The organism is Arthrobacter luteolus NBRC 107841 (genome assembly GCF_001552075.1).
Lineage (GTDB): Bacteria > Actinomycetota > Actinomycetes > Actinomycetales > Micrococcaceae > Arthrobacter_B > Arthrobacter_B luteolus.
In genome coordinates this window covers 76,149-102,027 of sequence record NZ_BCQM01000002.1, presented here as the reverse complement: position 1 = coordinate 102,027, position 25,879 = coordinate 76,149, and the positions used below count along the sequence as shown (strand labels likewise).

At 64.5% G+C, this 25,879-nt stretch carries 23 protein-coding genes and 2 pseudogenes; 9 read left to right on the top strand and 16 right to left on the bottom strand.

Annotated features, from left to right (window positions below):
* Positions 1–71 precede the first annotated feature (71 nt).
* Entirely contained in the window at positions 72–494 is a 423-nt protein-coding gene (locus AL3_RS04515) for a (R)-mandelonitrile lyase (protein WP_066297348.1), read from the top strand.
* A 146-nt stretch (positions 495–640) separates the two neighbouring features.
* On the opposite strand, the gene AL3_RS04510 is transcribed toward AL3_RS04515, so the two are convergent.
* From AL3_RS04510 to AL3_RS04475, 8 genes are all read right to left on the bottom strand, one after another.
* The gene (locus tag AL3_RS04510) at positions 641–2,236 is read right to left on the bottom strand and encodes a Na+/H+ antiporter (protein WP_066297345.1); all 1,596 of its coding nucleotides are present in this window, start codon (positions 2,234–2,236) and stop codon (positions 641–643) included.
* Positions 2,237–2,404: 168 nt separating this feature from the next.
* A complete protein-coding gene (locus AL3_RS04505) occupies positions 2,405–2,989 on the bottom strand; it encodes a GNAT family N-acetyltransferase (RefSeq protein WP_066297343.1) in 585 nt (194 codons plus the stop codon).
* Between the two features lie 187 nt (positions 2,990–3,176).
* Positions 3,177–5,297, bottom strand: coding sequence for an HNH endonuclease signature motif containing protein (locus AL3_RS04500; RefSeq protein ID WP_066297341.1), 2,121 nt, complete (start codon positions 5,295–5,297; stop codon positions 3,177–3,179).
* A 386-nt stretch (positions 5,298–5,683) separates the two neighbouring features.
* The gene (locus AL3_RS04495) at positions 5,684–6,280 is read right to left on the bottom strand and encodes a DnaJ family domain-containing protein (protein WP_066297339.1); all 597 of its coding nucleotides are present in this window, start codon (positions 6,278–6,280) and stop codon (positions 5,684–5,686) included.
* A 170-nt stretch (positions 6,281–6,450) separates the two neighbouring features.
* A complete protein-coding gene (locus AL3_RS04490; RefSeq protein WP_066297336.1) occupies positions 6,451–7,440 on the bottom strand; it encodes an aldo/keto reductase in 990 nt (329 codons plus the stop codon).
* Positions 7,441–7,691: 251 nt separating this feature from the next.
* Positions 7,692–8,171, bottom strand: coding sequence for a YbaK/EbsC family protein (locus tag AL3_RS04485; RefSeq protein WP_066297334.1), 480 nt, complete (start codon positions 8,169–8,171; stop codon positions 7,692–7,694).
* A 98-nt stretch (positions 8,172–8,269) separates the two neighbouring features.
* A complete protein-coding gene (locus AL3_RS04480) occupies positions 8,270–9,139 on the bottom strand; it encodes an aldo/keto reductase (RefSeq protein ID WP_066297326.1) in 870 nt (289 codons plus the stop codon).
* A gap of 108 nt (positions 9,140–9,247) precedes the next feature.
* Positions 9,248–9,781 carry a CGNR zinc finger domain-containing protein gene (locus AL3_RS04475; protein WP_066297323.1) on the bottom strand — a complete coding sequence of 178 codons (534 nt, stop codon included), beginning with the start codon at positions 9,779–9,781 and terminating at the stop codon, positions 9,248–9,250.
* A gap of 459 nt (positions 9,782–10,240) precedes the next feature.
* Here AL3_RS04475 and AL3_RS04470 point away from each other — a divergent pair, with 459 nt between their 5' ends.
* A complete protein-coding gene (locus AL3_RS04470; RefSeq protein ID WP_066297321.1) occupies positions 10,241–11,074 on the top strand; it encodes an SDR family oxidoreductase in 834 nt (277 codons plus the stop codon).
* Between the two features lie 36 nt (positions 11,075–11,110).
* Here the strand turns inward: AL3_RS04470 and AL3_RS04465 are convergent, their stop codons facing one another.
* From AL3_RS04465 to AL3_RS04440, 6 genes are all read right to left on the bottom strand, one after another.
* Positions 11,111–11,866, bottom strand: coding sequence for a M15 family metallopeptidase (locus AL3_RS04465; RefSeq protein ID WP_066297319.1), 756 nt, complete (start codon positions 11,864–11,866; stop codon positions 11,111–11,113).
* A gap of 86 nt (positions 11,867–11,952) precedes the next feature.
* On the bottom strand, positions 11,953–12,954 hold the full coding sequence (locus AL3_RS04460) for a malate dehydrogenase (protein ID WP_066297317.1): 1,002 nt from the start codon (positions 12,952–12,954) through the stop codon (positions 11,953–11,955).
* Positions 12,955–13,026: 72 nt separating this feature from the next.
* The gene (locus tag AL3_RS04455) at positions 13,027–14,100 is read right to left on the bottom strand and encodes a mandelate racemase/muconate lactonizing enzyme family protein (protein ID WP_066297314.1); all 1,074 of its coding nucleotides are present in this window, start codon (positions 14,098–14,100) and stop codon (positions 13,027–13,029) included.
* Positions 14,101–14,124: 24 nt separating this feature from the next.
* Positions 14,125–15,843 carry an ABC transporter permease gene (locus AL3_RS04450; protein ID WP_066297313.1) on the bottom strand — a complete coding sequence of 573 codons (1,719 nt, stop codon included), beginning with the start codon at positions 15,841–15,843 and terminating at the stop codon, positions 14,125–14,127.
* Positions 15,840–16,898 carry an ABC transporter substrate-binding protein gene (locus tag AL3_RS04445; protein ID WP_066297312.1) on the bottom strand — a complete coding sequence of 353 codons (1,059 nt, stop codon included), beginning with the start codon at positions 16,896–16,898 and terminating at the stop codon, positions 15,840–15,842. The genes AL3_RS04450 and AL3_RS04445 overlap by 4 nt, the downstream gene beginning before the upstream one ends.
* A 25-nt stretch (positions 16,899–16,923) precedes the next feature.
* The gene (locus AL3_RS04440) at positions 16,924–18,063 is read right to left on the bottom strand and encodes an ABC transporter ATP-binding protein (RefSeq protein ID WP_083521439.1); all 1,140 of its coding nucleotides are present in this window, start codon (positions 18,061–18,063) and stop codon (positions 16,924–16,926) included.
* A 127-nt stretch (positions 18,064–18,190) separates the two neighbouring features.
* Here AL3_RS04440 and AL3_RS04435 point away from each other — a divergent pair, with 127 nt between their 5' ends.
* Together AL3_RS04435 and AL3_RS19090 are read left to right on the top strand one after the other, a co-directional pair.
* A complete protein-coding gene (locus AL3_RS04435) occupies positions 18,191–18,925 on the top strand; it encodes an IclR family transcriptional regulator (protein WP_066297309.1) in 735 nt (244 codons plus the stop codon).
* Positions 18,915–19,601, top strand: a pseudogene (locus tag AL3_RS19090) (aspartate racemase/maleate isomerase family protein); the annotation flags it as partial. The gene AL3_RS04435 and the pseudogene AL3_RS19090, both read left to right, overlap by 11 nt.
* A gap of 23 nt (positions 19,602–19,624) precedes the next feature.
* Here the strand turns inward: AL3_RS19090 and AL3_RS04425 are convergent.
* Entirely contained in the window at positions 19,625–20,047 is a 423-nt protein-coding gene (locus AL3_RS04425) for a VOC family protein (protein WP_066297303.1), read from the bottom strand.
* A gap of 120 nt (positions 20,048–20,167) precedes the next feature.
* On the opposite strand from AL3_RS04425, the gene AL3_RS04420 reads away from it, so the two are divergent.
* The 5 genes and pseudogenes from AL3_RS04420 to AL3_RS04400 all read left to right on the top strand — a co-directional run bounded on the left by AL3_RS04420 (position 20,168) and on the right by AL3_RS04400 (position 24,466).
* Positions 20,168–21,145: a helix-turn-helix transcriptional regulator gene (locus AL3_RS04420; protein WP_066297299.1), complete on the top strand. Its 978-nt coding sequence runs from the start codon at positions 20,168–20,170 to the stop codon at positions 21,143–21,145.
* A gap of 9 nt (positions 21,146–21,154) precedes the next feature.
* Positions 21,155–21,532, top strand: coding sequence for a serine/threonine protein phosphatase (locus AL3_RS04415; protein ID WP_066297297.1), 378 nt, complete (start codon positions 21,155–21,157; stop codon positions 21,530–21,532).
* 72 nt (positions 21,533–21,604) lie between these two features.
* Entirely contained in the window at positions 21,605–22,027 is a 423-nt protein-coding gene (arfB, locus tag AL3_RS04410) for an alternative ribosome rescue aminoacyl-tRNA hydrolase ArfB (protein WP_066297295.1), read from the top strand.
* Between the two features lie 148 nt (positions 22,028–22,175).
* Positions 22,176–22,628, top strand: coding sequence for a DUF2871 domain-containing protein (locus AL3_RS04405; protein ID WP_066297290.1), 453 nt, complete (start codon positions 22,176–22,178; stop codon positions 22,626–22,628).
* 206 nt (positions 22,629–22,834) lie between these two features.
* Positions 22,835–24,466, top strand: a pseudogene (locus AL3_RS04400) (DHA2 family efflux MFS transporter permease subunit).
* A gap of 20 nt (positions 24,467–24,486) precedes the next feature.
* On the opposite strand, the gene AL3_RS04395 reads toward AL3_RS04400, so the two are convergent.
* A complete protein-coding gene (locus tag AL3_RS04395; RefSeq protein ID WP_246168590.1) occupies positions 24,487–25,845 on the bottom strand; it encodes a flavin monoamine oxidase family protein in 1,359 nt (452 codons plus the stop codon).
* Between the last annotated feature and the right edge of the window lie 34 nt (positions 25,846–25,879).

Sequence of the window (25,879 nt, the reverse complement as noted above, 5' to 3'; positions counted from 1 at the left end):
CTGGAGGAAATCCCATCACCCGGCAGCCGGCCGCGCAGCAGGCGCGGAATCTGCCGTGCAGGAGGACAGTCGTGGAAATCCGACCAGCAACACCGAGCGTCAAGGGCCCAGACACCATGTTCACCGGAGATGTCTGGTTCGATGTCTTAGCCGAGGGAATCGAACCGTCGCGGCTGCGCGTAAACGTGGTGCGTTTCGCCCCGGGTGCACGAACTGCCTGGCACAGCCACCTTTACGGCCAGACACTGCATATTACGGAGGGTCGAGGTCTGGTCCAGTCCCGAAGCGGCGATATTACTCATGTGCGCGCCGGGGACACCATCTACACCCCTCCCGGGGAGTGGCATTGGCATGGTGCCGCGCCGGACAGCTTCATGACGCATCTGGCCATGTGGGATGCTGCCGGCCCGGACGACGGCCCGGAGGCTGAGTGGGGCGGCCATGTCACTGACACGGACTACCGGACCACCCCGCAGGCAGATATTCCGAACTGATACTCCCCGGCCGGGTTCTGCGTTTCCTTTTCTGAGCACCGCCTTCGCAGGCGCATTCTGCTTGGCCGCCCCTCCGCCGATTGCACCCCCCTCCCCGCCCAGCCGCTTGCGCTTCCCCACCCGCGTCCGTGCGCACTCCTTGGCGCCTACTCCTCGACGTCGGGCCTGGTCAGGCGCAGCTCCTCGACGTCGAGCCGTACCTCCAGGAGTCGCAGCACTCTGTCGTCGATGACCTTGTCGTCCCGCAGCTGCAGAAGCACGGTACGTTTGCGTCCGAGCAGCGCCAGCCGCAGCTCCGAGTCCTGCTGATATCTCCGGACCGCAGGAAGATCCTCCTGCGGTCCGGCCCCGGCCCCGGTGGCACGCAGGACGTCGAGGTGGTGCCGGTGTTCCCGGGTGATCCGGTCCACGACGTCCCGCTCCGTGCCCAGCTGCGCCGCCAGCCGAGGAATGGCCAGGAGCCCGTCCTCGGTGGCCCGGACTTCGGCGAGCTGGCGTTCCTTCTCCATCGCGGTGTCCTGCGGCAGCCGGGCCCAGCGGGCCACGAGGGGCAGCAGCGGGCCCTGGACCGTCAGGGTCACAACAATCACACCCGCGGTCACAAAGATAATCATCCCGCGGTTTGGAAAAGGGGTCCCTGCCGCGGTGAGGACCGGAACGCCCAGGGCAGCAGCGAGGGAGACAGCACCCCGGAATCCGGCGACACCGCTGACTACCCAGGAACGGTTGCTGACCTGCCGCAGCTTCTGGGTGGTGGCCCTGTTCCGCAGAGGGATGCGGAAGCTGGTGAGGAACAGAAAGGCGAAACGAATCGCGAGGATCGCTGCGGAGACGACGGCGACGCCGAGGAGTCCCAGCGCGATCTCTCCTCCGCTGAGGATCCGCACAACAGCGTGCAGTTCAATTCCGATGAGGGCGAACAGCGCCCCGTTGAGCAGGAAAGTAGAGAATGACCAGAACGTCCGGGCCTGCCTCCGGGCCAGCGCAGAGTTAATCCGGGGTCCAGCCTGGCTCATCATCAGGCCGCAGACCACCACCGCCAGCACACCCGATCCGCCGAACTCTTCGGCGAGCAGGAAAGCGGTGAACGGCGTCAGGAAGCTGATGACGGTACTCAGCAGGGCGTCGTCGACCCGGCGGCGCAGCCAGATTCCCGCCCAGGCCACCAGGACTCCGGCGGCTATACCCCCGGCGTAGGACAGGACCAGCAGCCCCGACACAACCAGGGGCGTATAGTCCCGGTCTCCGGCGACTATTCCCACCGCTACGGCATACACAACAAGCGCGGTTCCATCGTTAATCAGGCTCTCTGCGCGCAGCAGGGTAACGCTGCGGTGGGGCAGCATTCTCGCCAGGGCTGCGACGGCGGTGGCGTCGGTGGGTGCGACGGCGGCGCCCAGGACCCAGGCGGGCCCCCACGGCATTCCCAATGCGTGGGCGGCGGCGGCCACCCCTGCTGCGGTGAGGACTACCAGGACTGTGCTCAACAGGATGATCCGCCGCTGGTGGGTCCGGATTTCCCGGAGCGACGTCGTCAGGCTTTCCCAGTACAGGAGGGCCGGCAGGAAGAGCAGCAGCACAACCTCGGAAGGCAGCTCGACGTTCCGGAAGGCCGGAACGAACCCCAGCAGGACGCCCCAGCCCAGCAGCAGCAGCGGGGCACCTATCCGAAGGTGCGGAGCGGCAAGGGAACATACGAGGATTGCTATTCCCAGGCCGACGAGGAGTTCCAGACCGAGCACGGGCGACCTCCGGGTTATTTCATCCGGCCGGAACGGATTGTGTCTTCCGGCGCTTTTTCAGTCTGGCAACCGGGGCCGGGTGCGTCGAGGTCTCCGGCCTACTGAGGTGCTGTTCCCGGTTTACCGGGCCGGTACAACTGACTCCTCCAGCTGACCTATGACGATGACTTACGAAACGGCGACGGGAACAGGTTGCCGGAGCATGGACCAGACCATTGGGCCGCCGTCGGGCATCTCCGTCACCGCCCAGACCACGAATCCGTGCCGGCTGTAAAAGGCGAGGTTCCGGTCGGAGGAAGTTTCAAGGGCGATGGAGCGCCCGTGCGCGTCCGCGTGCTGCAGCACGGTTTCCAAGAGTATGGAGCCGAGCCCGCTGCCCTGGATGTCGGGGGCGACGCCGATGGTCGCCAGCGTCCAGGCATCCGGGGGCGGCTGCGGCAGACGGACTTGCAGGCGATGCCCTGCTTCTCCGTGCAGTTCGGACAACTTGCGTTGGAGGCCCGAATCCAGCTCGACGGGTCCGGGCTGAACCAGAACGGCGGCGCAGTCAAAGAGGTCATCGGTCCACACCTCTCCTTGCGGGAGCCCCACATGTTCCAGATAGAGGCGCTGGATGGCTGCCAGACGGGCCTCGTGGCGCTCGCTGTCCACGGTCCAGCGGGTCCAGGGGTAGTTGCCGAAGGCCTCGGCCAGGGTTGCGGCGAGGGCGGTAATCTCGGCCGGAGATGCTTGCGCCAGCCGGCGGATTGCCATGCTGCTCCTTTGTATGCGTTTGTTTGCGTTTGTTTGCGGGGTTCGGAAAGGGTCTGCCCGGATCGGGGAAGACTGCTGAGGTTCTGACGGACTCTTTACGGACTTTTTCAACGGACTATTTTGCGGACCACGCGGACCACGCGGACTGCATGGACTGCATGGACTGCATGGACCACGCGGAGCATGCTCAGAATGGCGGCGGGTCCAGATCGTAAAGTTTCTCATTCATGGCGTGTACGACGCCCCTACCGTTAAGGCCGCCCACACCCTTCGTTCTGCCCATATCCCTGACGCCGCCCATACCGTTAAGGCCGTCCACACCCTTCGTTCTGCCCATATCCCTGACGCCGCCCATCCCGTGCGAGCTGGCCGCGCCCTGGGCCTGATCCGTACCGTTTACCCCCTCCCCGTTCCTCAGCCGGGCACCAGAATCCGGTAAGGTCCAATGCTCACCCGGAGTTTCCCGGGTCCCATAGGCAAGCATGGGTGTGGTGCGGTAGCTGCGGCCCAAAGGCGAAGTCCATTCGATGGTGCCTGCCTCCGGCTGCCGGGCCTTCCAATGTCCGAGTGTCTTGAACCGGTGGTGCTTTGGGCACAGATGTTCCAGGTTTGAGTGCTCGGTGTTGCCGCCGTGAGCCCACGGCCGGGTGTGGTCGATCTGCGAACTCTGCACATTGACGCCGCAGCCAGGAAACCTGCAGGTGCCGTCCCTGGCCTGGAGCCAGCGCTTCAGCCCAGCGGGGATTCGCCGGCGGCGGCCGACTCCGAGAACCTCACCGGTCGCCGGGTCCTGTACCAACGGAGTCCAGCTCAGCGCCTGAGCGATCATTTGCCGGCCGGCTTCCGGGCTCAGCGGGCCGTAGCCGTTGAGCTCCGCCGGTGACTCGTCCAGTCCTGCGAGCGTATCGGCGTTGATCAGGACCATCACCTCCGTCCTCAAACCGTTTCTGCGTGCCCGTCGTGCCTTTGACTTCCGGGGAGTGCGGTCTTTTCGGGGCCTCCCCGCATCATCGGACCGCTGGTCAGCCGCCGCCGGCATCCCGGCAATACCCTGATCTTCGGGTGCCGCAGGAGCGGCTGCACCCCGAACCGGGTCATTCCCAGGGACAGCAGCGGGCCGAGGGCTGACTCCACATCCCTGATCATCGGGTGCCGCAGGAGCGGCTGCACCCCGAACCGGGTCATTCCCAAATGCAGCATCACCTCCCGGAGCACCAGGCTCGGTCGTCATCGCACCAGGCCCTGCCGTCGCCGCTCCGTCCAGGTCTGTCACTCCCCCGGCCGATACCCGTTCTTCAACCAGCCAGCTGATAGGAATACCCCCATCAAGCAGCAGGGACTGAAGGATGTCAGCCCGGAGCTGGTCCATGGAACGCTTGTCTCCGGCTGACTTCTCGCCGCGGGCCGCAGCAGAGAGGGCCGAGTGGATCGCCAGGCCTTTTTCTGCGGCGAGAAAAGCGGAAATACAGGACATTCCATCTGGCAGGGCCTCAAAACAGACTCGCCGCTTCGCGAAGGCGTCCTTGTGGCGCACGGGGATTGTTTCCGGGAACAGAGATTCCCTGAGCCTGCGGGCTTTCGCTGTGAACCGTGCGGCCGTGATCCCTTCCGCGTGCGTGAGCAGATCCCGTTCAAACCGGGCACGCGTGCTGCGGGCCGAGCCGGCATCGTGTAGGTCGAGTGGCTCCGCACCAGCGGGAGGAGGCGCAGGTTCATCGGCAATCCCGTCGGGTATGCACTGCACCTCGTCCAGGACCACCCTGGCATGCTGGTAACTAATTCTGCCGTCCGAAAGCCTCTGCAGGGTCCCAATGTGCTCGGTGCAGAGGCTGTTGGATTCGTTGACCAGGCGCATCGCGCTCATATGTGGCAGGTTCAGGATGGCACCAACCTCAGCCGCCGCCAGGCTCTGTGCCCACGCCGGATCCTCCCGGCCAGCGGCTTGGGAGATGTCGCGGGCGAACAGCTCCTCGATCCGGGCCACAACAAGTGCCTGCTGAGCCTGAGCCCAGGAAACCAGGGCACCCAGCCTGGCCAGGGTTCTCCCGGCCTCCGCATCCGTCAGGAAACCGGGGTCTTTGAGGGACAACCTGCCGTCGAAACCGTCTGGCAACGCGTCACCGGCTGGGGCCGGGGCTTCACCGTCCGCGCAGAAGACCGAGAGCCCACTGCTGACATCCGAATGCGAACCCGAAGACCCCGGGGCATCAGAGTCGTCCCGGGCGTCCCCGGCATCCGGAGTAGCCGGAGTAGCCGGCTTAGCCGGGGCACCGGCGCTCGATGGCCTGGTCTCCGGAAAGCTGTTCATAGCTCAAGGCTTTCACCCGCCACCGACATTTCGAGCCCTAAAATGGGCGATTTTGGCGCGGCCGGATACGGGACATTTGCGATCAAATACTCGTTCTTTTTGGTGTCGGAAGGACCGGAATCGAGTAGTGTCTTCGGGCGGGATTGAGGCGAGAACCCACCCCTGCTGTCCAGCCAATCGGCGCATGCACCCAGGAGCGTCCGACGGCGTCACGTCGCCTTCGGGGGCGCCGCCCACGCGCATGCTCGGGTTCCGTCCCCGGCAGCCACGGCAGCCACGCCCCACGGCCCCACGGCCTCACGGCCTCACGGCCTCACGGCCCACCCAACCAGCCCGCCTCCACCCAACCACCCAACCAGCCAGCCGCCCGGCTTCCGGGCTGCCAGTCAGCTGCGGTTCCTTCCGCTTCTCCGCCCCACCCGCCGCCACCAAGGCCTCGGCGGTTCCGGCGCCGCTTCCGGAGGTCCTGCCGCAGCCCTGCGTTCCCGCCAGCGCCGGACCTCCGTGTCGACGTCGCGCAATTTCGTGATAACCGGAGGACCACCGAGCAGCTGCCGTCGGGCCTCGACGATGCGGGCGTTGAAGTCCTCCACAGCCGCCCGGACCAGGGCTGCGGACGGTTTCGCATCGAGACGGCTGTCCAGTTCGGCGTCCTCGACCCGCAGCAACAGCGCAGGAGGACCCAGGCCGCTAAGGTTTTCGCGCTGGATGAGTCCCTTGATCCACCAGTCCGGATCGTGCCCCTCACCCGTTCCGGGCAGCGGTTTGCCCGCATATTTGAGGTTGTCGAACTCGCCTCGCTGCATGGCGTCCCGGATCAGGTAATCCGCCCTGTCCCCCGGGTCGATCATGGCCTTCCTGCGCCGCAGCTCCGCCTCTTCCGGGGTCTCCGCAGCCTCCTGCTGCTCCGGAACCCCGGACGCACGCAACCTTGCGGCCTGCTCCATCCGGCGGCGGTACGCGTCAGCTCCCCGGTTGCCCATCCTGCCCGTTCCTCCATTCCTACCGCCGGGCTACGCACCTGAACCCGGTGTGCGACCAACCCACCGGCGGCGGCATTCAAAGTACGACGGCGCCACCTCACGAACCGCTCCGCCCGCCCCAGACGCCACCTCACCAGCCCCGGCAACCGCCGGGACCCGTGCCCCCGGCCTTATTTGTCGATCGTCTTTTCCAGTTCCTCGGGATAGCGCGCACCCTGGACCGGGATCCGCAGGACGGCGTTCTCGATTTCCCGAAGGTCGTGGTCGGAGAGCTCCACCGCCGTTGTCTCCAGGTTCTCTTCCAGCCGCTCCAGTTTCCGTGTCCCCGGAATCGGCACAATCCATGGTTTCTGCGCCAGCAGCCAGGCCAGTGCGATCTGCGCCGGAGTCGCATCCTTGGCCCCCGCGATCCTTTCCAGCTGCTCAACCACCGCCTGGTTCGCTTCCCGGGCGTCGGCCGCGAACCGCGGGAGACGGCCGCGCATGTCTCCGGCAGCGAACTCTGTGGACGGCGTGATCTTGCCGGTGAGGAATCCGCGTCCGAGCGGGCTGAACGGAACAAAGCCGATTCCCAGTTCCTGGCAGGCCGGCAACACACGGCGCTCTGGTTCCCGCCACCACAGCGAGTATTCGCTCTGCACGGCCGTCACCGGCTGCACGGCATTCGCTGCCCGGATGGTTGCCTCTGAAGCCTCGGACAGCCCGAAGTGCTTGACCTTCCCCTCGGTGATCAGGTCTTTGACGGTTCCGGCGACATCCTCAATCGGAACTCCGGGATCCACCCGGTGCTGATACAGCAGGTCAATGGACTCCATCCCGAGCCGCCGGAGTGAACCGTCGACGGCCTCACGAATGTGCTTGGGGCGGCTGTCCAGTCCGACCTGGCGCCCGTCGGCGTTGATCTTGAACCCGAACTTGGTGGCAATGGTGACCCGCCCCCGATAGGGTGCCAGCGCCTCGCCCACCAGCTCCTCGTTGCTGTACGGGCCGTAGACTTCCGCCGTGTCGAAGAAGGTCACACCCCGGTCCACGGCAGTGCGGATGAGGGTAATGGCAGCTTCACGGCTGGCTGACGGACCGTAGCCCTGGCTGAAGCCCATGCACCCCAGTCCCAGCTCCGATACCCGCAGCCCGGCCATCCCTAGTTCACGCGCTTTCATCCGTTTCTCCCGTTCGTTGGGTTCCGGCTGTGGCAGGGCCGGGAACGACGGCGGCTGGCTGGCCGTGGTTCACCGCACCCGGTGGTTTCCTCCACCCTGCGCGCAGGGAGCGGGACCGTCAACCGTTGCCGCCGCACGCCGGTTCGCCCGGCCCGCCCAGCCCGTCCGCCGGTTCGCCCGGACCACCCACGCTCCGGTACCCCGGCCCACCCGGTTCCCCGGCCCGTCCAGTTCACCCAGTCCACCCGTAGTCAGTCCACCTGCAGCGTCTGGCCGCCCGTGAGCAGGACCAGCTCGGCAAAGTCCGTCCGGAATACCGTGTACGGCGTCCCGGCGGAGACCCAGACGTCCGCATATTGCGCCAGGTCGCGGTCGATCACTGTGCGGACTGGCTCCGGGTGCCCCAGCGGAGCCACCCCGCCAATGGCCTGGCCCGTGGCAGACCGAACCTGCTCGGGTGCGGCCCGTTTGATCTTCGCCCTGCCTAACCGGTCCGCGAGCGCTGCTGTGTCCACCCGGTGGGCGCCGCTGGTGATCACCAGGAGGGGCGCGCCGTCGGCCATAAACACGAGGCTGTTGCCGATGGCGCCCACCTCGCATCCCAGCGCATGGGCGGCTTCCGCGGCGGTCCGCGCCGAGGCATCGAGTTCAATGACGCGGGCGGCGGAGCCTTTGTCCGCGAGGGCCTGCTGCACCCGGGCAGCAGTTGGGGGCAGATGGGAAGAGAGCATGCAGTGACCCTAGCAAAGCGGAACACCGCGGTTCGGGAAGCGCCACTCCCTGAAGCTCCAGCGGCCGCCGGCCGCCCAGCGGGGCCGCACAAGACGCTTCAGGACCGGGTGATCTCCTGCGGATTGGGGCCTCCACGGATTCCGGTGTCCAGCGAGGTGATGTCGGAAAGTTCCGGCAGGGTGAGGGAGAAATCGAAAATGTTAATGTTCTCCGCGATCCGCTTTGGGGTGACCGATTTCGGGATAGCGCAGATCCCCAGCTGGACATGCCAGCGCAGAATCACCTGCGCCGGGGTCTTATGATATTTGGCGGCCAGGGCCGTGATCACCGGATCCTGCAGCGGGTCCTTCATCTGCCCGGCATCGGACCAGTACCGGTTGACGCCCCCGATCGGTGACCATGCTTCCGTGAGGATCCCGTGTTCCAGGTTGAAGGCCCTGACTTCGGGCTGGCTGAAGTAGGGATGCACCTGGATCTGGTTTACCGCAGGTACGACGTCGGTGCGGGCCAGCAGTTCGGCCAGCTCCCCGGTGTCAAAATTGCAGACCCCGATCGCCCGGACCCTGCCCTGTTCGTAAAGGGTCTGGAGCGCCTGGTACGCGGCCACCGTGGCATCGAAATCTGAGGGCAGCGGCTGGTGCAGCAGGTACAGGTCCAAATAGTCGAGGCCCAGTCTCGCCAGGCTGTCGTCGAAGGCCCGCAGCGCCGAATCATAGCCGTAGTCATCCACCCACAGTTTGGTGGTGATGAACAGCCCGGCCCGGTCGACGCCGGTCTGGCTCAGGGCCGAACCAACCTCCGCCTCATTCTGGTAAGCGGCCGCAGTATCGATCAGCCGGTATCCGTTGGCCAGAGCGGTCTCCACGGACACGGTGGTCCGGGCGGGCGGGTTGCGGTACACCCCAAATCCCAAGGCGGGGACCTCGGCGTCGTTGTTCAGGGTCAGCATCGGCATGATTCCGGTCATGGCAGGTCTCCGATTCGGCCAGAGCTAGTCCCCCAGTGTCCCGCACTGGCCGCCCGGCTGCACAGGGTCCGGCTCCGACTTCCGCTGCAGGGAACGCAACCGCGGGGCCTACGGGTGCAGGGCCCGGTGCCGGCGCACGGCCGCCCGGTTGCCGCACCGCACTGAGCAGTACCGCTGCCGGCCGTTGCGGGTGACATCAACCACCACGTTCCGGCAGGAGTCTCCCGGTGTGAGCCCGGCTTCGCACCGGCGCAGGCGGGTCATTCCACGGGTGGTCAGGTGCAGGGCGGTGCCCACACTGATGACGGCCAGCAGCACCTCGGCCAGCGACTGCCCATCGTCCCGGTAATGCAGATGCCAGCCTTCGCCGTCGTGATCAGTGAGCCGGGGGTACGCTGCGGCGTCCTTCATCAACCCGTTCAGCAGGCCGGCACGCTGGTCCGCGGCTGACGCATCCACGATCGCAAGCCACCGGTCCACGACCGCCCTGACCTCCTGGTGGTCAGCCGGCGACTCCGAGAAGGCCATTGTCATACCGAAGCTGCGTGTCCTGGCCACAATGCCGCCGCGGGTCAGGGGCCAGTCATTGGCCAGCGACGCCGCCAGCAGGACGGCGTACTCCCCGTAAGGGTTGAGATGCATAACGCCATTACATCATGCTCAGAACATGGAAACGCAGAAACAGCCGGCCAGCCACGGAATCAGCCAGGAGTGCGAACACGGATGGGTTACGGCCTCCCGGCATCGCTCATCCATGGGGACAATCTCCTACCGAAAATGCGTCCGCTGCGGGGCTTACCGCGTAGAACTCAGCGACCCCGGTTCCTGGCTGCCTGCATCCCCGCTCAGCCGGCCCGCCGGCGGGGCGGGAGGGTTGGCCGGCAGCCCCGCGGCGGACATGGATGACCTGGCGGATGCGCCCGCCTGCGGATAGCCCGCCCGCCGATCAGCGGGCCAAGGCACCCGGCGTCGACTGTTGTGAAGCGCCGCTGCCCGCGCCAGACTGGGCAGGTGGCCGGGACCTGGTGCTCCGGCCGGCACCCCGTGAGCTTCGCGGCGGAGGCACAGCGCACCCCAACCGTGCAGAGGACTGGAGCGGACATGACAGCGGACGTATTGGCAGTAATCGGAGTGGGCGGTATGGGGCTGGCCGTGGTGCGCCGGTCCGGTGCGGGCAGGAAGGTGCTCCTCGCGGACTTCAACGAAGCGCTCCTCGAGGATGCCGTGGATAAGGCCCTTGCTGAGGGGTACGACGTCGCCTCCCAGGTGGTGGACGTTTCCTCGCGGGACTCCACAGCGGCCCTGGCAGCCACGGCCCGGGAACTGGGTACGGTCACCGGCGTCGTTCATACTGCCGGGCTTTCCCCCGTGCAGGCACCGGTGGATGCCATCTGGCGGGTCGACCTCTACGGCGTCGCCCTGGTGCTGGACGAATTCGAGAAGGTGATCGCCCGCGGCGGTGCCGGCGTCGTCATCTCCAGCATGTCCGCGTACATGGCGGGTGGCCGGATTCCCCCGGACGCGCTCGCGGACCTCGCCGCGAAACCGGCTGATGACCTGCTCGGGCTGCCGTTCGTCACGGGCATCGACGATCCGGGGTACGCCTACAGTGTGGCCAAACGCGCCAATCAGGCCCGGGTCCAGGCGGAGAGCGTGCGGTGGGGCGGGCGCGGTGCGCGGCTGAACAGCATCAGTCCCGGAGTGATTTCCACGCCGATGGGCCAGCAGGAGCTCGCCGGAGGGTCGGGCGCGCAGATGCGGGCCATGATCGAAGGCTCCGGAACGGGACGCCTCGGCACACCGGGTGACATCGCCAACGCCGCGGCCTTCCTGCTCAGCAGCGATGCCAGCTTCATCACCGGTATTGACCTGCTGGTCGACGGCGGTGTTGTAGCTGCGCTCGACGCCGGCCGGTGGGGGCGGGAGGCTGGGTAGCTGCCGGCCCCGGGGAGGGCTGGCAGGCTTGCCTGCTCAGTAGCCGGGCGCGGGCGGAAGGCCGGCGTGCTCTTCCAGGGTGATGCCGGCGTCGAACAGTTTCTGTGCCAGGCCCGTACCCACATAGCGCAGGTGCCACGGTTCGTAGGTAAATCCTGTGATGTGTTCCGCTCCCTCCGGATAGCGGATGATGAACCCGAACCGGTGGGCATTGGCCGCGGCCCAGGCACCGGCCGGGGTGGTGGCGAAGCAGGACTTGAGCGAGCAGGCGCCGTCGTTGTTGCCAATGTCCACTGCCAGCCCGGTCTGGTGTTCGCTGAATCCAGCGCGTGCGGAGATGGCTTCGGCAGCGCTCACCCCGTAACTCTCGGTGTAGGAATCGTGGAGCAGTCCCTGGGCATCTGCGGCCCGGAAGCCGCTGACTGCAGCCAGGCCGATGCCTGCCGCTGCGGCGTCTGCGCTCATCTGCAGGTACGCGGAGGCTGCTTCGGCGCGCAGCGGCACCCCTGCGGTGTCCGCCAGGTCGGCGGGGACGTAGGCGCGGTCCGCCAGCGGGCGGTGTTTGTTCACCACCACGGTGATGCTGTGCGGTGAGTCGTAGTCCGGGGCTGCACTGGTCGTGGCCCCGGTTCCCGGGTCCGGTGCAGCCGCACTGGACGTCGCGTCAGCATCCGAGGCAGGCGCGCTGGCATTGATATCAGGGTCCGGAGCAGACCAGGACAGGTACGCCAGCAGGCACAGGCATACACACGCGATAATGGCGATGTGTGTGTTGACGTGCTGGCGCGGCATGCTTTTCCTCCACCGCAACTTTCCCACAACCGCGCCGTGCGCGTCAGTACCGACGCGGAGGTGGGAAAGGCGGACGGAGCGTCTGCTCAGCTCACGGTCCGGTGGCCCCGCAAGCCCGTATCCGCCGCGGACCGCACGGAAACGGCAGCATCGAGGATTTCTTTTCGCTCTTCGGCGCTGCCTTCCCACGGCTGAACCGCAACCGTGCCGTTCAGGCAGCGAACGGGCAGTGCCACAAAAGTCTCAGGCATCCCTGACAGACCGCCGGTCCAGGCCGCAGCAGGGAAGAGGCCGCCACTGCCCATGGACCGAATGGTACTCATCGTGCCGAACGACGTCGTCCATCCTGTGCTTCGGCCCGGTTCCAGGCCTGACCAGCGGGCAAACCACCCGTCGACATCCGAACGAATCCGCGTCTGCTGGAGTTCGGAGAGTTCCACCGGCTGCCCGTCGACCCTCAGCCGGCTGAACATCAATACCTGACCGCCCCCGTGTTCACCCAGCACCAGGGCTTCGACCTGTTCAGGCATCACCTGAAGCTCTCTCGCAACCGCGAGCTGAAATCGGACGGAATCGTTGAGGCTGTAGCCCAGGATTCGTTGGGGTTCGATGTCCGTCATCCGATGCAGGCAGTCAGCCATCACATCAACAGGGTTGGAAAGAACCAAGACCACGCCTGCAGACCCCGCCAGTGCTTGCACCGCAGGTGCAAGCACACCGAGTAGCTGCAGGTTGGCCGCCAGGAACTCCCTGCGGTCACCGCCTGGGATCTCGGGAGCTGAGGCCGCGAGGATAACCAGGTCAACGGAGCCGACCTCGGATACTTCGGCCGCCGGAACAACGTGCAGCTCCGGACCGCTGACGCCGGCGAGCGCCTGAGCCTCAGCAATGTCGAGGGCATGGGCCCGCGAGAGATTTTCCTTTACATCAACCATGTGCACGATGCGGCCAATCCCCTCGAGGCCAAGCTGGTACACAACACTGGATCCGACCAGCCCCGCCGCACCGATGACCGCTATGGAGTCCGGCCATCGCACGCTTGCCTCCGCGTGCCCCGCTTCATCCGTCAGAACACTGCTGCTCTTCATATGTCCATCCTCTTGATTCGTGTGCCCATGGGCACTGGCACTGCGGCCTGGCCTTGCATTGCAGGGGCCCGGCTAGGCAATTTGGTACCGCTCAAAGGTTTCCGCAGTGAACTCAATACCGTGGCCCGGCGCCGTCGGTACCTCGGCCCGGCCCTTGGTCACATTCAGCCGGTTCGTTGTGTATGGCTCCAGGAAGGGAAAGTACTCAACATAGGTTGTGCTGGTGGTCGCGGCGGAGATGTGGACGTTCAGGTCACTCATCAGGTGGGGAGCGAAACCGAGCCCGTGAAGTTCGGCGAGCCGGGCAATCCGCATAATTTCCGTGATGCCTCCAACCATGCACACGTTCGGTTGCAGGATCCGGAATGCCTGGGACCGGACATACGGTACGAATTCCGCTGCGCTGCAATGATGCTCACCGCCGACGATGGGCATGGGGAGCTTCTGCGACAAGATCTCGTGGGCCTGGATGTCGGTGCTGAGAACTGGTTCCTCGAACCAGAAGATGTTCTGATCGGCGAGCTGCTCCCCCAGATACAGGGCAGTGGGCAGGTCCAGGCGTTCATTGGCATCGCACATGATACGGATGTCCGGCCCCACGGCGTCTCTTACCTGCTTCAGCCGGCTGGGGTCCGCTCCGACGTCCAGTCCCACACGGATCTTGACCGCATCGAATCCGTCTTCGACATATCCGACGGATAGCTCGACCAGCTCATCGGTGGAGAGCCGTGTCCCGGCTTTGCCGGACCCGTAGACGGGAACGGAGTCGCTGAGCTGCCCCAGCTCCACCGCCAGGGAATTCCCGTGCGATTTTGACTTCACATCCCACATCGCAATGTCGATGGCAGCCATCGCGAAGCGGTTGATCCCGTTGCCCATCCGGTGGGTCAGCAGGAAGAACTCGTGCCAGATTTTCTCAACTTCCCTGGCATCACGTCCAATAACCCGGGGCAGCAGCAAGCTGTCCAGCAGCGCCTTGACCGCCACGCCCCCAGCCGTGTCCGTGATGAAGCTGTAGCCCATGCCGGAGTGGGACTCGGTTCGCAGTGTGACACCGATCAGTTCATGGTGAGCGCCTTCGAAATCTGCGCTTGTGCGAATAAATGGAACCCGGAGAATCCAGGAATCGGCACTAATGATCTTCATTTTGACTACCTTTGATTGCGGAAATTAGCCGGAAATCTTGACGCCGAAGAGCCTGCGCGCAAGGAGGACCACTCCCAGATTGACCAGCAGCATGACAACAGCGAGCGCTCCCATTACCTGGAACTGGGACTGCGAGGCGAGGTTGTAGAGGATGACGGGAGCAACCTCATTGGCCCCGGTGTACAGGAAGATGGAAACATCGAGTTCCCGGAAGAGGATGACGAAATTGAGGACTCCGACTGACAGGAGCGGTCCCCGCAGAAGAGGGACTGTCACCCTTGTGATGGTTTCGCCCCAGGACGCTCCCAGGCTGCGCGCTGCTTCCTCCGTTTCAACATTGATTTGTTTGAATCCGGCCTGCACGTACGTGAAGGACTGCGGAACAACCCGGATCAGGTAGGCCAGGAACATGATCGTCAACGTCCCGCCCAGCCACCACGGTCCTCCGGAGAACGCGATGATCATCGCGATGCCCAAAATCGCTCCGGGGAAAGCCAGTGGCGCCAGCATCATCGGTTGAACCCCGAACCGCCCTGCCCAGCGTGTACGTTCCAGGAGCCAACCGGCCAGGAAGGCAATGAACAGGCTCAAGACTGTTGCGCCTACGGCGATCCACATGCTGTTGAAGAAGGAGCGGGCAATGCTGTCCTGCTCCAACAGGGCGGCATAGTTGTCCCAAAGAACAAAGTTCTCCCACGTCAGCGGCAGCCCGATGGCTTTTCGGAACGAAGTGAGGACCAGAACACCAAAGGGAAGGATCACTGAGATTGTGAAGACCGCGAGACCGCCGGCAAAATACGCCCAGCGGGCATTCCCCAGGGTGATCTGCCGCCGCAGTCCGGGTTTACCGCCCACGGTGGTGTAACGCCGCCGTCCGTAGAGTTTCTTTTGCAGATAGACCAGCAGGGCCAGGACGACTATGACGGGCAGCCCGAGGACAGCCGCATATTCGATCCGTGGCGGGAAGCTCATGAGCTGGAACATCGCGGTTGGAATCGTCTGGAATCCGACCGGGCCGCCCAGCAGGGCAACCGGTCCAAATATGGTGAAGGCGCTGATGAACACCAGCAGACTGCCGGAGAAAATCGGTGGCAGGATAAGCGGCAGCGTAATGCGCCTCAGGGTCTGGAGCCGCGAGGCTCCGAGAGACTCCGCCGCCTCCTCCAACCGGGTGTCCATATTGTCCAGCGCGTCTGCGACGGGGAGGAAGATCAATGGATAGAGAAAGAACGCCAGGACAAACACGATTCCCTGGGGACTGAAGATGTTGAATGCCGGCAGGCCCAGTGGCGCGAAGAGGTACTGGTTGATCAAACCGCTCTGAGGTCCGAGGAGGAGGATCCACCCCATGGCTGCGATGAATCCGGGGGCGGCGAAGGTGAGGACTGCTACGGAGCGGAAAAACCCTCTGCCCGGAAGGTCCGTGCGGCTGACAAGGTATGCGAAGGGCACCGCGATGAGCAGTGCAGCCGCCGTTGATCCAAAGGCAATCACAAAAGAGTTGCGGATGGCTTCCCAGATATCACCGCGGGAGAGGACCTCAACATAGTTCTGGACTCCCCGCCCCCCGTCAGGAAGTGCCAGGCTTTGCCAGAAAAGCGCTGTTACCGGGATAACCACCAGGAAAACGACGATTGCGACCCATACCCAGGGGGCGATTTTCTCTGTTTGGACAGTACGCGGGGATACGCCTTGCTGAACCGGCAGCGGCTTCCCCTCGGTAAGCGTGTCAGAGCCATTCATCGAATCGCCTGTTTGAAGCTCTCGATAACGGCTTCACGGTTTTCGGCCAGGTCCTGCTGGTCCACGACGCTGATCCGGTCTTCGGAGATTTCCTCCGCAGTCTTCGGCGCCGGAATCCCCGCCAAGCTCGAGCGGGAGCCGATTTCAAGCTGCGCCGCCTGGAATTCCGGACTCATCGCGAACTGCACCAGCAAGCGGGCAGCCGCAGGGCTGGATGCGGACTCCAGGCTGGCCATGTAGGAGGCCATCGCACCGATTCTGCCGCTGGGGTATCCCATTGTCAGGGGTTCACCGGCCAGCTGCGCGGAAGCAATGTCATGTTCAATGCCTGGAATGCCGAAGGACGCTTCACCGGTGGCCACCATTTGCCCCAAGGCGAGGGCCGAGTCGGATGTCAGCACATTGCTCTGCCCCAGTGCCTCAAAGAAGTCCTTGTCGACCTCAGCCATGATCGCGGCGAAAGTCAGCGCAGCGCCGGAGGAGCCGGGGTCTGCCACGGCCTTGGTGCCCTCGGCAGCGGCCAGATCCGCCCACGTGCCGGGCGCCTTGGCCGGATCCAGCTTGGCGGAGTTGTACGAATACCCAAGTGCTGCCCAGGTGAACGGATAGTAACTCTCCCCTTCCGTGGACAGCGGACCAATGATGTCAGCGGCATTGGGCACAGCTGCATCGGCCACTGTGCCTTCCTCCGCCCACGCAGACAGCGTCGAGGAATCGTTGAGGCTGACGACGTCGAACGACACGTTGCCGCCTGAGAGCTGCGCCTCCAGCTTTTGCGCGATTTGGCCGGAGTTCTCCCGAATGAACTCCACTTCAATTCCGTATGCGGCCTCAAATTCCTTGGCCAGCAGCTGAGCCTGCGCCTGGGTGTGTCCCCCGGCGCCCAGGCGGACTTTCCCCTCTTCCTGTGCGAGTTGAATCAACTCTTCCTGGCTGGACGGCAAATCGGCGCTGCCGCTTGCTTCGCTCGAAGGGGGATTACAGGCGGTTAGCAGTCCCATGCTGAGGATGGCGGTTCCCAGCAGGATGCGGGTGGTGAGTTTGTTGTGCGACATGTCCTAAATCCTCTTCGTTGAGTTCTTAAGCGACTGCTCGTGCTGGGATGCCGGTAGTGCCGCCGGCCGGTTCGTGTGCCAGGATGCTTAGCTTGTATTCGAGTGCCTCCACCCGGACCCGGGTGCCTGGTTCATGATTCGTCAATTCGCGGTCGAAAATCCTGCATACTTCCTCCACCCCGTCCACGGCGACAAGATAGTGGTTCTCATCCCCCAAAAAGGAACGATTGGTAACGACGCCGTTAGTCTCTCCGCCGTCCGCGCAAATGGAGAGATCGTGGGGCCGGATACACACCTGGACCTGCTCGCCGGCGGTCGGCACGGCGGCGCCGACCGGATGCCCTACCGTGACGCGCTGGCCGGTAATGAGTTCGAGCTCCGCTTCGGTGAAATCACTTCCCAGCACGGTCGCCGGCAGTACATTCGCCGGACCCAGGGACTGTGCCACAAACTTCGAAAGGGGCCGCTGGTACAGCTCCTCAGGCGGACCAATCTGCTGTGACCGGCCGGCACGAAGCGCCACGATTCGATCGGCGAGGCCCAGGGCTTCAGTCCGGTCATGCGTGATGTAGACCATGGTGATGCCTGATTCCTGCTGCAGCCTGCGGATCTCAAGGCGCATATCCTCCCGCAGCCGGGTGTCCAGGTTGGACAACGGCTCGTCCATCAGAAGAACATCTGGATTGATAACAAGCGCACGGGCCAGCGCCACCCGCTGCTGCTGCCCACCCGAGAGCTCGTGCGGATACCGCAGGCCGAGGCCATCGAGCTGGACCTGGGCCAGAGCATTGGCAGCAGACTCAGCCAGTTCTGCCTTGCCGTATTTCCTCGTTTTCCGGGCACCTCTGGTCGTGAGCCCAAAGCAGACATTCTCAGCAACCGTCATGTGAGGCCAGAGGGCGTAGCTCTGGAAAACCACTCCCACTTCCCGGCTCTCCGGTGGGACGGAGACACCAGGCCCGGCCACCAGCCGGTCGCCAATGCGGATGCTGCCCGAGGTCGGGGTCTCAAACCCTGCGATCATCCGCAGGGTGGTGGTCTTCCCGCAGCCGCTGGGGCCCAGTAAAACGACTGATTCCCCACTTTCCACCGTGAGAGACAAATCCTCCACTGCATTCGAGACGCCAAATGATTTGGTTAGGCCTTCAAGTACAAGCTGCGACATTCAAGTCCTCCTTGTGCCACCGTGTGCCATCTGACGGCACGGTGTGCTACGTTACGGTATGAATGAAGAGTGACTCACAACACAAAGCCCTGTCAACCATCAGTTTTCACGTGGAAAGGAACAACCAATGCAGGTAGTTGCCACGGCACTGCGCGTACTGGAAGAAGTGATCACGGGGCAGCCGTTGGGTGTCAGTGAACTTGCCCGGCGGACCCGGATGCCGAAAAGTACTGTGCAGCGCGCCCTGCTGACACTGGCCGACGAGGGGTGGATCCAGCCGGATCCAGAAGGATCCAAAACCTGGATTCAAACACCAAAAATACTCGCTTTAGCAAGCAGGGGGCGCGGTGCTGGAATACGTGACATTGCCATGCCAGTCATGAAAAAACTGCTGGAAGCAGTCAATGAAAATGTGCACTTGACGGTGCGACAGAATGATGACGTGGTCGTCCTCGATAAGGTCGATTCATCTCATCCTGTACGCGTATTCGATCCCCTGGGAACCACAATTCCGCTCCATGCCAGCGCATCAGGCAAAGCCATTCTTGCCTGGTCGGGAGACGACTCAATCGAAGATTACCTAAATCATTGCCTAGCAACTCATTTTACGGCGGATACGATTACCGATCCTGATTCACTACGGACCGAACTTCAGCACATCCGGGAGAGCGGTTACTCCTACAACCGTGGTGAATGGCGCTCAGAAATCAAGGGAATCGCTGCTCCCATCCATGAAAAGCACGGAACCCCACGGTTTGCTGTCAGTCTGTCCATACCTGATCACCGCCTGCCGGAAACCAAGGTTCCGGAACTGGCCGCGCTGGTCACGGAAGCTGCAAGGAACATAGCTCATGCGCTCTGATAAACAGTTTCCAGAAGGATTACGACGGACCGTAGGCCTCATTGTGCCTCCAAGGAAAGATGCGGTACCACCCGAAGCATATGATCTTTATCCGGAAGGAATTGATTTTGTGGCCGCCGGACTGGGACTGGAAGTCATGGCACCGGGCGCCTTTGCGGCAGCCTTGGAACGGCTTCCAGACGCAATCGATTCCTTGATCTCGCAGGGCGCTGAAGCAATCTGCCTGATGGGAACTTCCATCAGTTTCTATCTGGGCCCGCAGAAGCATGCGGAGCTGCTGGCACAGATGCGTTCCCTCGCCGGTGACGTTCCGGTTTCGACCATGACCGACGCCGTCATCCATGGACTCAGGAAACGGAACGTGCAAAACATCGTGGTCGCCAGCGCCTACACTCCTCCGGTGTCAACGGCCCTGGTGGAGTATCTGCGAGGCGCGGGCTTCCGGGTTCTGGCTGAAAACCACCTGGAGATCAGTGAGATTGCAGACCTCAGGTCTGTGGATACCAAGGCACTGCAGGTACTGGGAGAAGAACTCTTCCGCTCCCAGCCCGGCTGCGACGGAATGCTGATTTCCTGCGGTGGACTGCGGACGGAAGCTGCCACCTACACACTGGAGAGGCTGTTCCACAAGCCTGTCGTCTCCAGTGCAGTGGAGGGATGCCACCATGCAGTGGCCCTGCTGCCCCGCATACCGTCAGCTCATGCGGCCCATTCCACCGCGACGTCGAGCACCCAGACCACTCCGAAGGGATCCTTGAGCATGCCGTACAGCGGGGCAAAGCCGGAGGGGCCGAGGTCTTCGACGATGGCCGATCCTGCGGAAAGTTTGTTCCACAGTTCGGTGATTTCGTCGGCTGAATCTCCACGCACGGATACGTAGACGGATTTCTCTCCCTGGTCATAGGGGGTGCCCGACGGCACGTCGTAGGCCATGATCTGGAAGCCGTTGGCGCCGATGACCTGGCCGAACTTGATCTGCTTCGCCTCCTCGGGCGTCTCCACGGAGTGTGCGTCCTGGTTGGTGATGAGGACCAGCTGGCCGCCAAATACGGAGTGGTAAAACTCCAGCGCCTTGCCGGCGCTGCCGCGGAAGTTGAGATGCGGGGTGGTTGATACAGACATGACTGCTCCTTGGCTGAGGTGCACCTCTGAGGTGCGGAGTGCCCGGGTTTTCCGGATATGCACCACTCTCACAGCAGTAGAGGTCAGTTTTTGTCCTCTACTGCTCCTACGATCAGAAACATGACCACAACCGCCCGGCTCCTTCATCTGCTGTCCCTGCTCCAGACCCGGCGGGACTGGCCGGGCGAGGTTCTTGCAGGCCGGCTGGAGGTCAGTCACCGGACCGTTCGCCGCGACGTCGACCGGCTGCGGGACATGGGCTACCGCATCAGCGCGGTCAAAGGACCGGACGGCGGCTACCGCCTGGAGGCAGGCTCTGAGCTGCCGCCCCTGCTGTTCGACGACGACCAGGCGGTGGCCCTCGCCGTCGCACTGCAGACCGCAGCCGTCAGCGGGGCGGGGATCGAGGAGGCAGCGCTGCGTGCCCTGACCACTGTGCGGCAGGTTCTTCCTTCGCGGCTGCGCCACCGGCTTGATGCCCTTGAGTTCACGGCGATTCCCGCAGGACGCACAGCGCCGGTGGTACCGGAGGTGCTCCTAACCCTGTCCGGCGCTGTCCGCGCGCGGGACGTCCTGCGCTTCGACTACACGACAGCACCGGCGGAGGCCGCGGACACCCCCGCGCCTGTCCGCCGGGTTGAACCGCATCATCTGGTCACCGTACGGGGGCGCTGGTATCTGGTGGCATGGGATTTGGAACGCGAAGACTGGCGGATCTTCCGGGCCGACCGGATGCTCCCCCGCACACCCTCCGGACCGCGCTTCACCCCGCGGGAACCTCCGGGCGGGGATGTCCAGCAGTTCGTGTCCGCACGGTTCAAGGGCTCCGATCAGGCAAATGCGTGGCCCTGCAGCGGCAGCGTGCTGCTGAATCTGCCTGCCGTGGAGGTGCTGCCCTTCGCCGCCGGCGGCGTGGTTGAAGATCTCGGCTCCGGCCGATGCCGGCTGACCGCGGGGTCCTGGTCCTGGGTGTCGCTGGCAGCATCGTTCGGACGGTTCGACGCCGCCATCGAGGCGGTCAGCCCGCCGCAGCTCACGGCGGCGTTTGAAACGCTTGCGGCGCGGTTCGCCGCTGCGGCAGCGGCCCCAACAGGCTAGGGTCCTGCTATGTCCAAACCCCTGCCGGAAGAGAACACCTTCGACCATCTGCGGCCGCTCGACGGCGAGCACGTTGGATACATCCACATGACACCGGCGGGCGGCTTTATCCCCTACGACCTGCTGCACCGGCAGCGGGCCGAGCCCATGGAACTGGAGGACGCCGAGGCTCTGCTGGATGAGCTCGGACTGCGGATGTTCACCGGGAACTGGTGGCTCGACGTCGACGGCGAACGCTTGCAGGTCCTCATTCAGGAGGTGCGGCGGGACCGGGTGCACGTCGCGCCGTCGCTGGCCGGAGCCATCGCCAAGTCGGCGGACATGCGGGCCACAGTGGAGCTTCTGCTGCCGACGGACCGGCTGCATCAGGAGGAGGGACCCTGCTGACCCGGCTCAGCCGGCGTCGCTGAGCCCGTCGTAGCGGCCACCGGCCCAGCACTTTCATGCGACGCTGGAACCATGGATCTATTGGTATCGCCGGAGCTGACGATTCCCGCCAAGGAACTTGAGTGGCGGTTCTCCCGTTCCTCCGGTCCAGGGGGCCAGCACGTCAACACCACGGACAGCCGTGTTGCCCTGTCCTGGAACGTGGCGGACTCAGCGGCGCTGTCGGAAGAGCAGCGCGCCAAACTGTTCCAGCGCCTCAAACGCCGCATGATTGCCGGAGCACTGGTTGTGACCGCGTCCGAACAGCGCTCCCAGCTGCGCAACCGGGAGACCGCCCTGGCCAGGCTCGCCGAACTGGTGGCTGACGGGCTCGCGCCTGCACCGGCAGCGCGCCGCCGGACCAAACCTACGCGGGGTTCCAACTTCAGGCGCCTCGATGCAAAGAAGCAGAGGTCAGCAACAAAGCAGCAACGGCAGAAGCCCTCGCGGGACTAGTAAGCCGGCGATGTGTGCGTCCTTCGGCGTCATCCAAAAGGTTGACGCTGAGGTCAATACTGTTCGCGATGTTCCGCGGGGTGATCAGTGGTGGACTTGATGAACGGGCATCATCCGACTCCTCACCGTTCGAAAGGAACCCTCCGCTGTGAAGAAACTGCTCAACGCTGCGTTTATCTACATGCTCGTTGGCGTGGCATCCGGTCTGTTCTACCGCGAGTTCACGAAGCTCAACGACTTCCCCGAGGGAGAGTTCACTCAGCTCGGTCTCGCACACACCCACCTGCTGACCCTTGGGTTCATCGTGCTGCTCATCGTGCTCGTCATCGAGAAGGTCTTCACGATCTCCCGTACCCCTAAGCTGTTCGCCTGGTTCTTCTGGCTCTATAACGTCGGCGTCGCTCTCACCTCAGGGATGATGATCTGGCACGGCTCCCTCACGGTTCTCGGACAGGAATCCAACAACATGATCGCGGGCATCGCAGGCCTGGGCCATATCCTCGTGACCGCGGGCATGATCGTGTTCTTCGCAGCGCTCCGCCGTGCGGTCGCAGAGCGCGGATCCATGCCGGCGCCTGCGACGACGACAGCGGATGCATAGTCCTGCCCGCTCCGGGAAATCACAGCGTGACGCCAGCGCATTCACCGATGCCCTGTTCTAATTCGTCGATCTGAGCGGTGTCGTGGAAGAGACCGGGCTTCGCCGGGAGGTTGCCGGAATCCTCACCCTGCGCACCCTCTTCGATGTGCTGCGCCCTTCGATGTGCTGCGCCGCAGACCCGACCCGATCACAATGAAAGGACCCCGATGAGAACCGGCACCGAACCCTCCGCACCAAGCAGGAGGGACTGGCTCGGCCTCGCCGTCCTGTCCCTCGGTCTCGGCCTGATTGTGCTCGACGGCACCATTGTCGGCGTCGCACTGCCCGCCATCATAGAAGACCTGCATCTTGATCTCACCGACGCCCAATGGGTGAACAGCCTCTACGCCGTCCTGCTCGCTGCACTGCTCCTCTCCACCGGGAACCTCGCGGACCGGTAGGGACGCAAACGGCTTTTCCTCGTCGGCCTGATCGTGTTCGCCGGCGGTAGTCTCCTCGCCGCTGCCGCCTCCACGGCGGCTGTACTGATCGGAGCGCGTGCGGTGCAGGCGGTCGGGGCGGCGTTCATCATGCCGTCCACGCTCTCCACCGTCAACGCCGTGTTCCGCGGGAAGTATCGGGCCGCAGCGTTTGGCGTGTGGGGTGCCGTGATCTCCGGCGCGGCGGCCGTCGGCCCGCTCGCCGGAGGTGCACTCACCCAATGGACGTCGTGGCACTGGATCTTCCTTGTGAACCTCCCGCTCGGCGCGCTCGTCTTCATCGCCGCCATCTTCACAGTCCCCGAGACCCGCGGCGAGAAAAAACGACCCGGCGTCGACGTCGACGGAGCACTGCTCAGCGCCATCGGGTTCGGGGCGCTCGTTTTCGCGGTCATCGAAGGCCCCGACCTCGGCTGGTGGACCCCGAAGAACGATCTGACGGTGTTTGGCTGGGTATGGCCTAAGGACGCCACGATCTCGGTTGTGCCCGTCGCTTTCCTGATCGCTGCGATCGCGCTCGTCCTGTTCGTGATCTGGGAACGCCACCGCGAAAAGGTGCAGCGCGCTGCCCTCCTCGACCTCAGCCTCTTCTCCTTCGTGACCTTCTCCTGGGGGAACCTCACCGCCGCGATGGTCGCCGTCGGAGAGTTCTCGATCATCTTCGTCCTCCCGCTCTATCTCATTAACGCCCTCGGCCTCGATGTGATGGGCGCGGGCCTCGTGCTGGCGGCGATGGCCGTCGGCGCGTTCCTGTCCGGTGCCGCTGCGCGGCACCTCGCGGCGAAGTTCGGCTCTCCGGGCACGGTGCTCATTGGGCTGGGCCTTGAGGTCGCAGGCGTCCTCGCCCTGGCGTTGCTCCTTGGACCTGCTACATCCGGCTGGCTCATCGCGATCCCACTGACGGTATACGGCCTCGGTCTCGGCCTCGCATCCGCGCAGCTTACCGGCACCGTACTGCGGGACATTCCGGTGGGAGTCTCGGGTCAGGGGTCGGCCACCCAGAGCACCGTCCGGCAGATCGGTTCCGCGCTCGGCACGGCGTTCGCCGGAACCGCGCTCTCGATCTCACTCGCGCTCACCCTTCCGGCAGCTCTCGGCGACGCAGGCCTCACCGGCACGGCCGCGGACAGGCTCGCGGATGCCACGCGGCAGTCCGCCGGGACCACGATCACCCAACTGCGGGCCCAGGGAAGCCAGAGCCCTCTCGGGGATGAGACCACTAAGGCCGTCGACGCCTTGACGGGCGGCTTCACCGACGCGACACGCTGGGCGCTCCTGATCGCGACGGTGTTCCTCGTCCTCGGGTTTATCGGCGCCGTCCGGCTCCGAAAGGCGGCGCAGGAGCCTGCGAGGGACTAGCCCACCCGCGGCTCTTCGTCCTATGTCTTGGGCTGGTAGGGCATCGTCTTTCCCAGGATGCGCTCAGCGGCACGGTGCCCTGAGCAGAAGGCCGCGTTAACCGTGGCGGGGTCCGGCTCCCAGGTAGCTTCGCCGGCCAGATGCAGCACCCCGTCGATGGGCGTTGCGATGCGGCTGTGGTCCTCACCGGTGCACCCCCGCATCATGTACGCGTAGGCCCCGCCGGCCCACGCATCACCCTGCCAGTCGGTGATCGTGGCGTGTACCGGATTCTGCGTCCGGGATCCGTAAATGTCCCGCAGGGAAGCCATGACCGAGTCCACCACCCATTTATCGGACCACCCCCGGATCTCCTGGGCGCATTCCCCTGCCGCGAATGTGAGCAGTGTGGGCTCGCTGTGAAGATCTGTGAGGTCGTACCAGGAGTGCCACCACTTCGCGGCGTCGCCCTGGCGGCGGATGGCATACACACCCTCGTCCCAGAAGCGCTCGGGAAAGCGCAGGAAGATCTTCTCGAAGGCGTTCATCCGAAAACGGGAGACCGCGCCGGCGACCAGCTCAGGCAGCGGCGGGTCGAAGGTGATGCGCTCCGACTGGAGGAGACCGATCGGGACGGTGACCACTGCCTGGGCGGCGGTGAAGACGCCCTGGTTCGTCTTCACAACGACGCCGGACTCCACCCCCGCGGCTCCCGCCCGGGCGACCCGGGTCACCACGTGTTCAAGCCGCACATCGATCCCCGCTGCAAGGTTCGACGCCAGCGAATCGTAGCCCTCCGGGAAAACCACCTCGTCGCCGATGATGACTTCGTCCTCCAGGCCGTGCGCATCGAGCAGGCGGGAGTCGGCACCGTACTGCTCCTCGCTGCGGTGGTCCAGGTACTCCACGATCCGCTCCGCGCGTTCCGCGTCCCAGCCCTCTGCTGCCGCCACTTCCCCGACGGCGGTGCGCGCCGCATCAGCATAGCTGGCACCCGGATCCAGGGCCTCGATCACCTTGGCCAGCCGCACTTCCACGCGTTCGGCGTCGGCGATGAACCGCTCCGCAGCGGCGTCGACCAGGCGTGTTCCCTCCGGACCGTAATAGGCAATGGGCCGCCCGCCGGCCTGGTAGCTTCCGACGGTGAACTCAACATCGGGCATACCGAAGGAGCGGGTCAACTGGTGCAGCGGTCCCCCGTCGATCCCGTGAATCCAGGAGGCACCGAGGTCAGTGACCCGGCCATCGACGCGCTCGGTGTGCAGGCGGCCTCCGGTCCGGCCGCGTGCCTCCAGCACCACGACGCTCTGCCCCGCACCGGCGAGCACCCGGGCAGCGCTGAGCCCCGACACACCTGCCCCCACAACGATGGTGTCGAATTGCCCCCTGCGTAAATCCACGTTCAACCCGCTTTTCAGATGATGGGAAACCCTC

Coding starts and splice junctions, on each gene's coding strand:
- arfB (WP_066297295.1), top strand. CDS start 21,605: ATGGATCTATTGGTATCGCCGGAGCTGACGATTCCCGCCAAGGAACTT.
- AL3_RS04425 (WP_066297303.1), bottom strand. CDS start 20,047: ATGTCTGTATCAACCACCCCGCATCTCAACTTCCGCGGCAGCGCCGGC.
- AL3_RS04505 (WP_066297343.1), bottom strand. CDS start 2,989: ATGGCAATCCGCCGGCTGGCGCAAGCATCTCCGGCCGAGATTACCGCC.
- AL3_RS04445 (WP_066297312.1), bottom strand. CDS start 16,898: ATGTCGCACAACAAACTCACCACCCGCATCCTGCTGGGAACCGCCATC.
- AL3_RS04415 (WP_066297297.1), top strand. CDS start 21,155: ATGTCCAAACCCCTGCCGGAAGAGAACACCTTCGACCATCTGCGGCCG.
- AL3_RS04470 (WP_066297321.1), top strand. CDS start 10,241: ATGACAGCGGACGTATTGGCAGTAATCGGAGTGGGCGGTATGGGGCTG.
- AL3_RS04465 (WP_066297319.1), bottom strand. CDS start 11,866: ATGCCGCGCCAGCACGTCAACACACACATCGCCATTATCGCGTGTGTA.
- AL3_RS04490 (WP_066297336.1), bottom strand. CDS start 7,440: ATGAAAGCGCGTGAACTAGGGATGGCCGGGCTGCGGGTATCGGAGCTG.
- AL3_RS04420 (WP_066297299.1), top strand. CDS start 20,168: ATGACCACAACCGCCCGGCTCCTTCATCTGCTGTCCCTGCTCCAGACC.
- AL3_RS04435 (WP_066297309.1), top strand. CDS start 18,191: ATGCAGGTAGTTGCCACGGCACTGCGCGTACTGGAAGAAGTGATCACG.
- AL3_RS04475 (WP_066297323.1), bottom strand. CDS start 9,781: ATGCATCTCAACCCTTACGGGGAGTACGCCGTCCTGCTGGCGGCGTCG.
- AL3_RS04460 (WP_066297317.1), bottom strand. CDS start 12,954: ATGAAGAGCAGCAGTGTTCTGACGGATGAAGCGGGGCACGCGGAGGCA.
- AL3_RS04440 (WP_083521439.1), bottom strand. CDS start 18,063: ATGTCGCAGCTTGTACTTGAAGGCCTAACCAAATCATTTGGCGTCTCG.
- AL3_RS04485 (WP_066297334.1), bottom strand. CDS start 8,171: ATGCTCTCTTCCCATCTGCCCCCAACTGCTGCCCGGGTGCAGCAGGCC.
- AL3_RS04500 (WP_066297341.1), bottom strand. CDS start 5,297: ATGAACAGCTTTCCGGAGACCAGGCCATCGAGCGCCGGTGCCCCGGCT.
- AL3_RS04495 (WP_066297339.1), bottom strand. CDS start 6,280: ATGGGCAACCGGGGAGCTGACGCGTACCGCCGCCGGATGGAGCAGGCC.
- AL3_RS04455 (WP_066297314.1), bottom strand. CDS start 14,100: ATGAAGATCATTAGTGCCGATTCCTGGATTCTCCGGGTTCCATTTATT.
- AL3_RS04450 (WP_066297313.1), bottom strand. CDS start 15,843: ATGAATGGCTCTGACACGCTTACCGAGGGGAAGCCGCTGCCGGTTCAG.
- AL3_RS04480 (WP_066297326.1), bottom strand. CDS start 9,139: ATGACCGGAATCATGCCGATGCTGACCCTGAACAACGACGCCGAGGTC.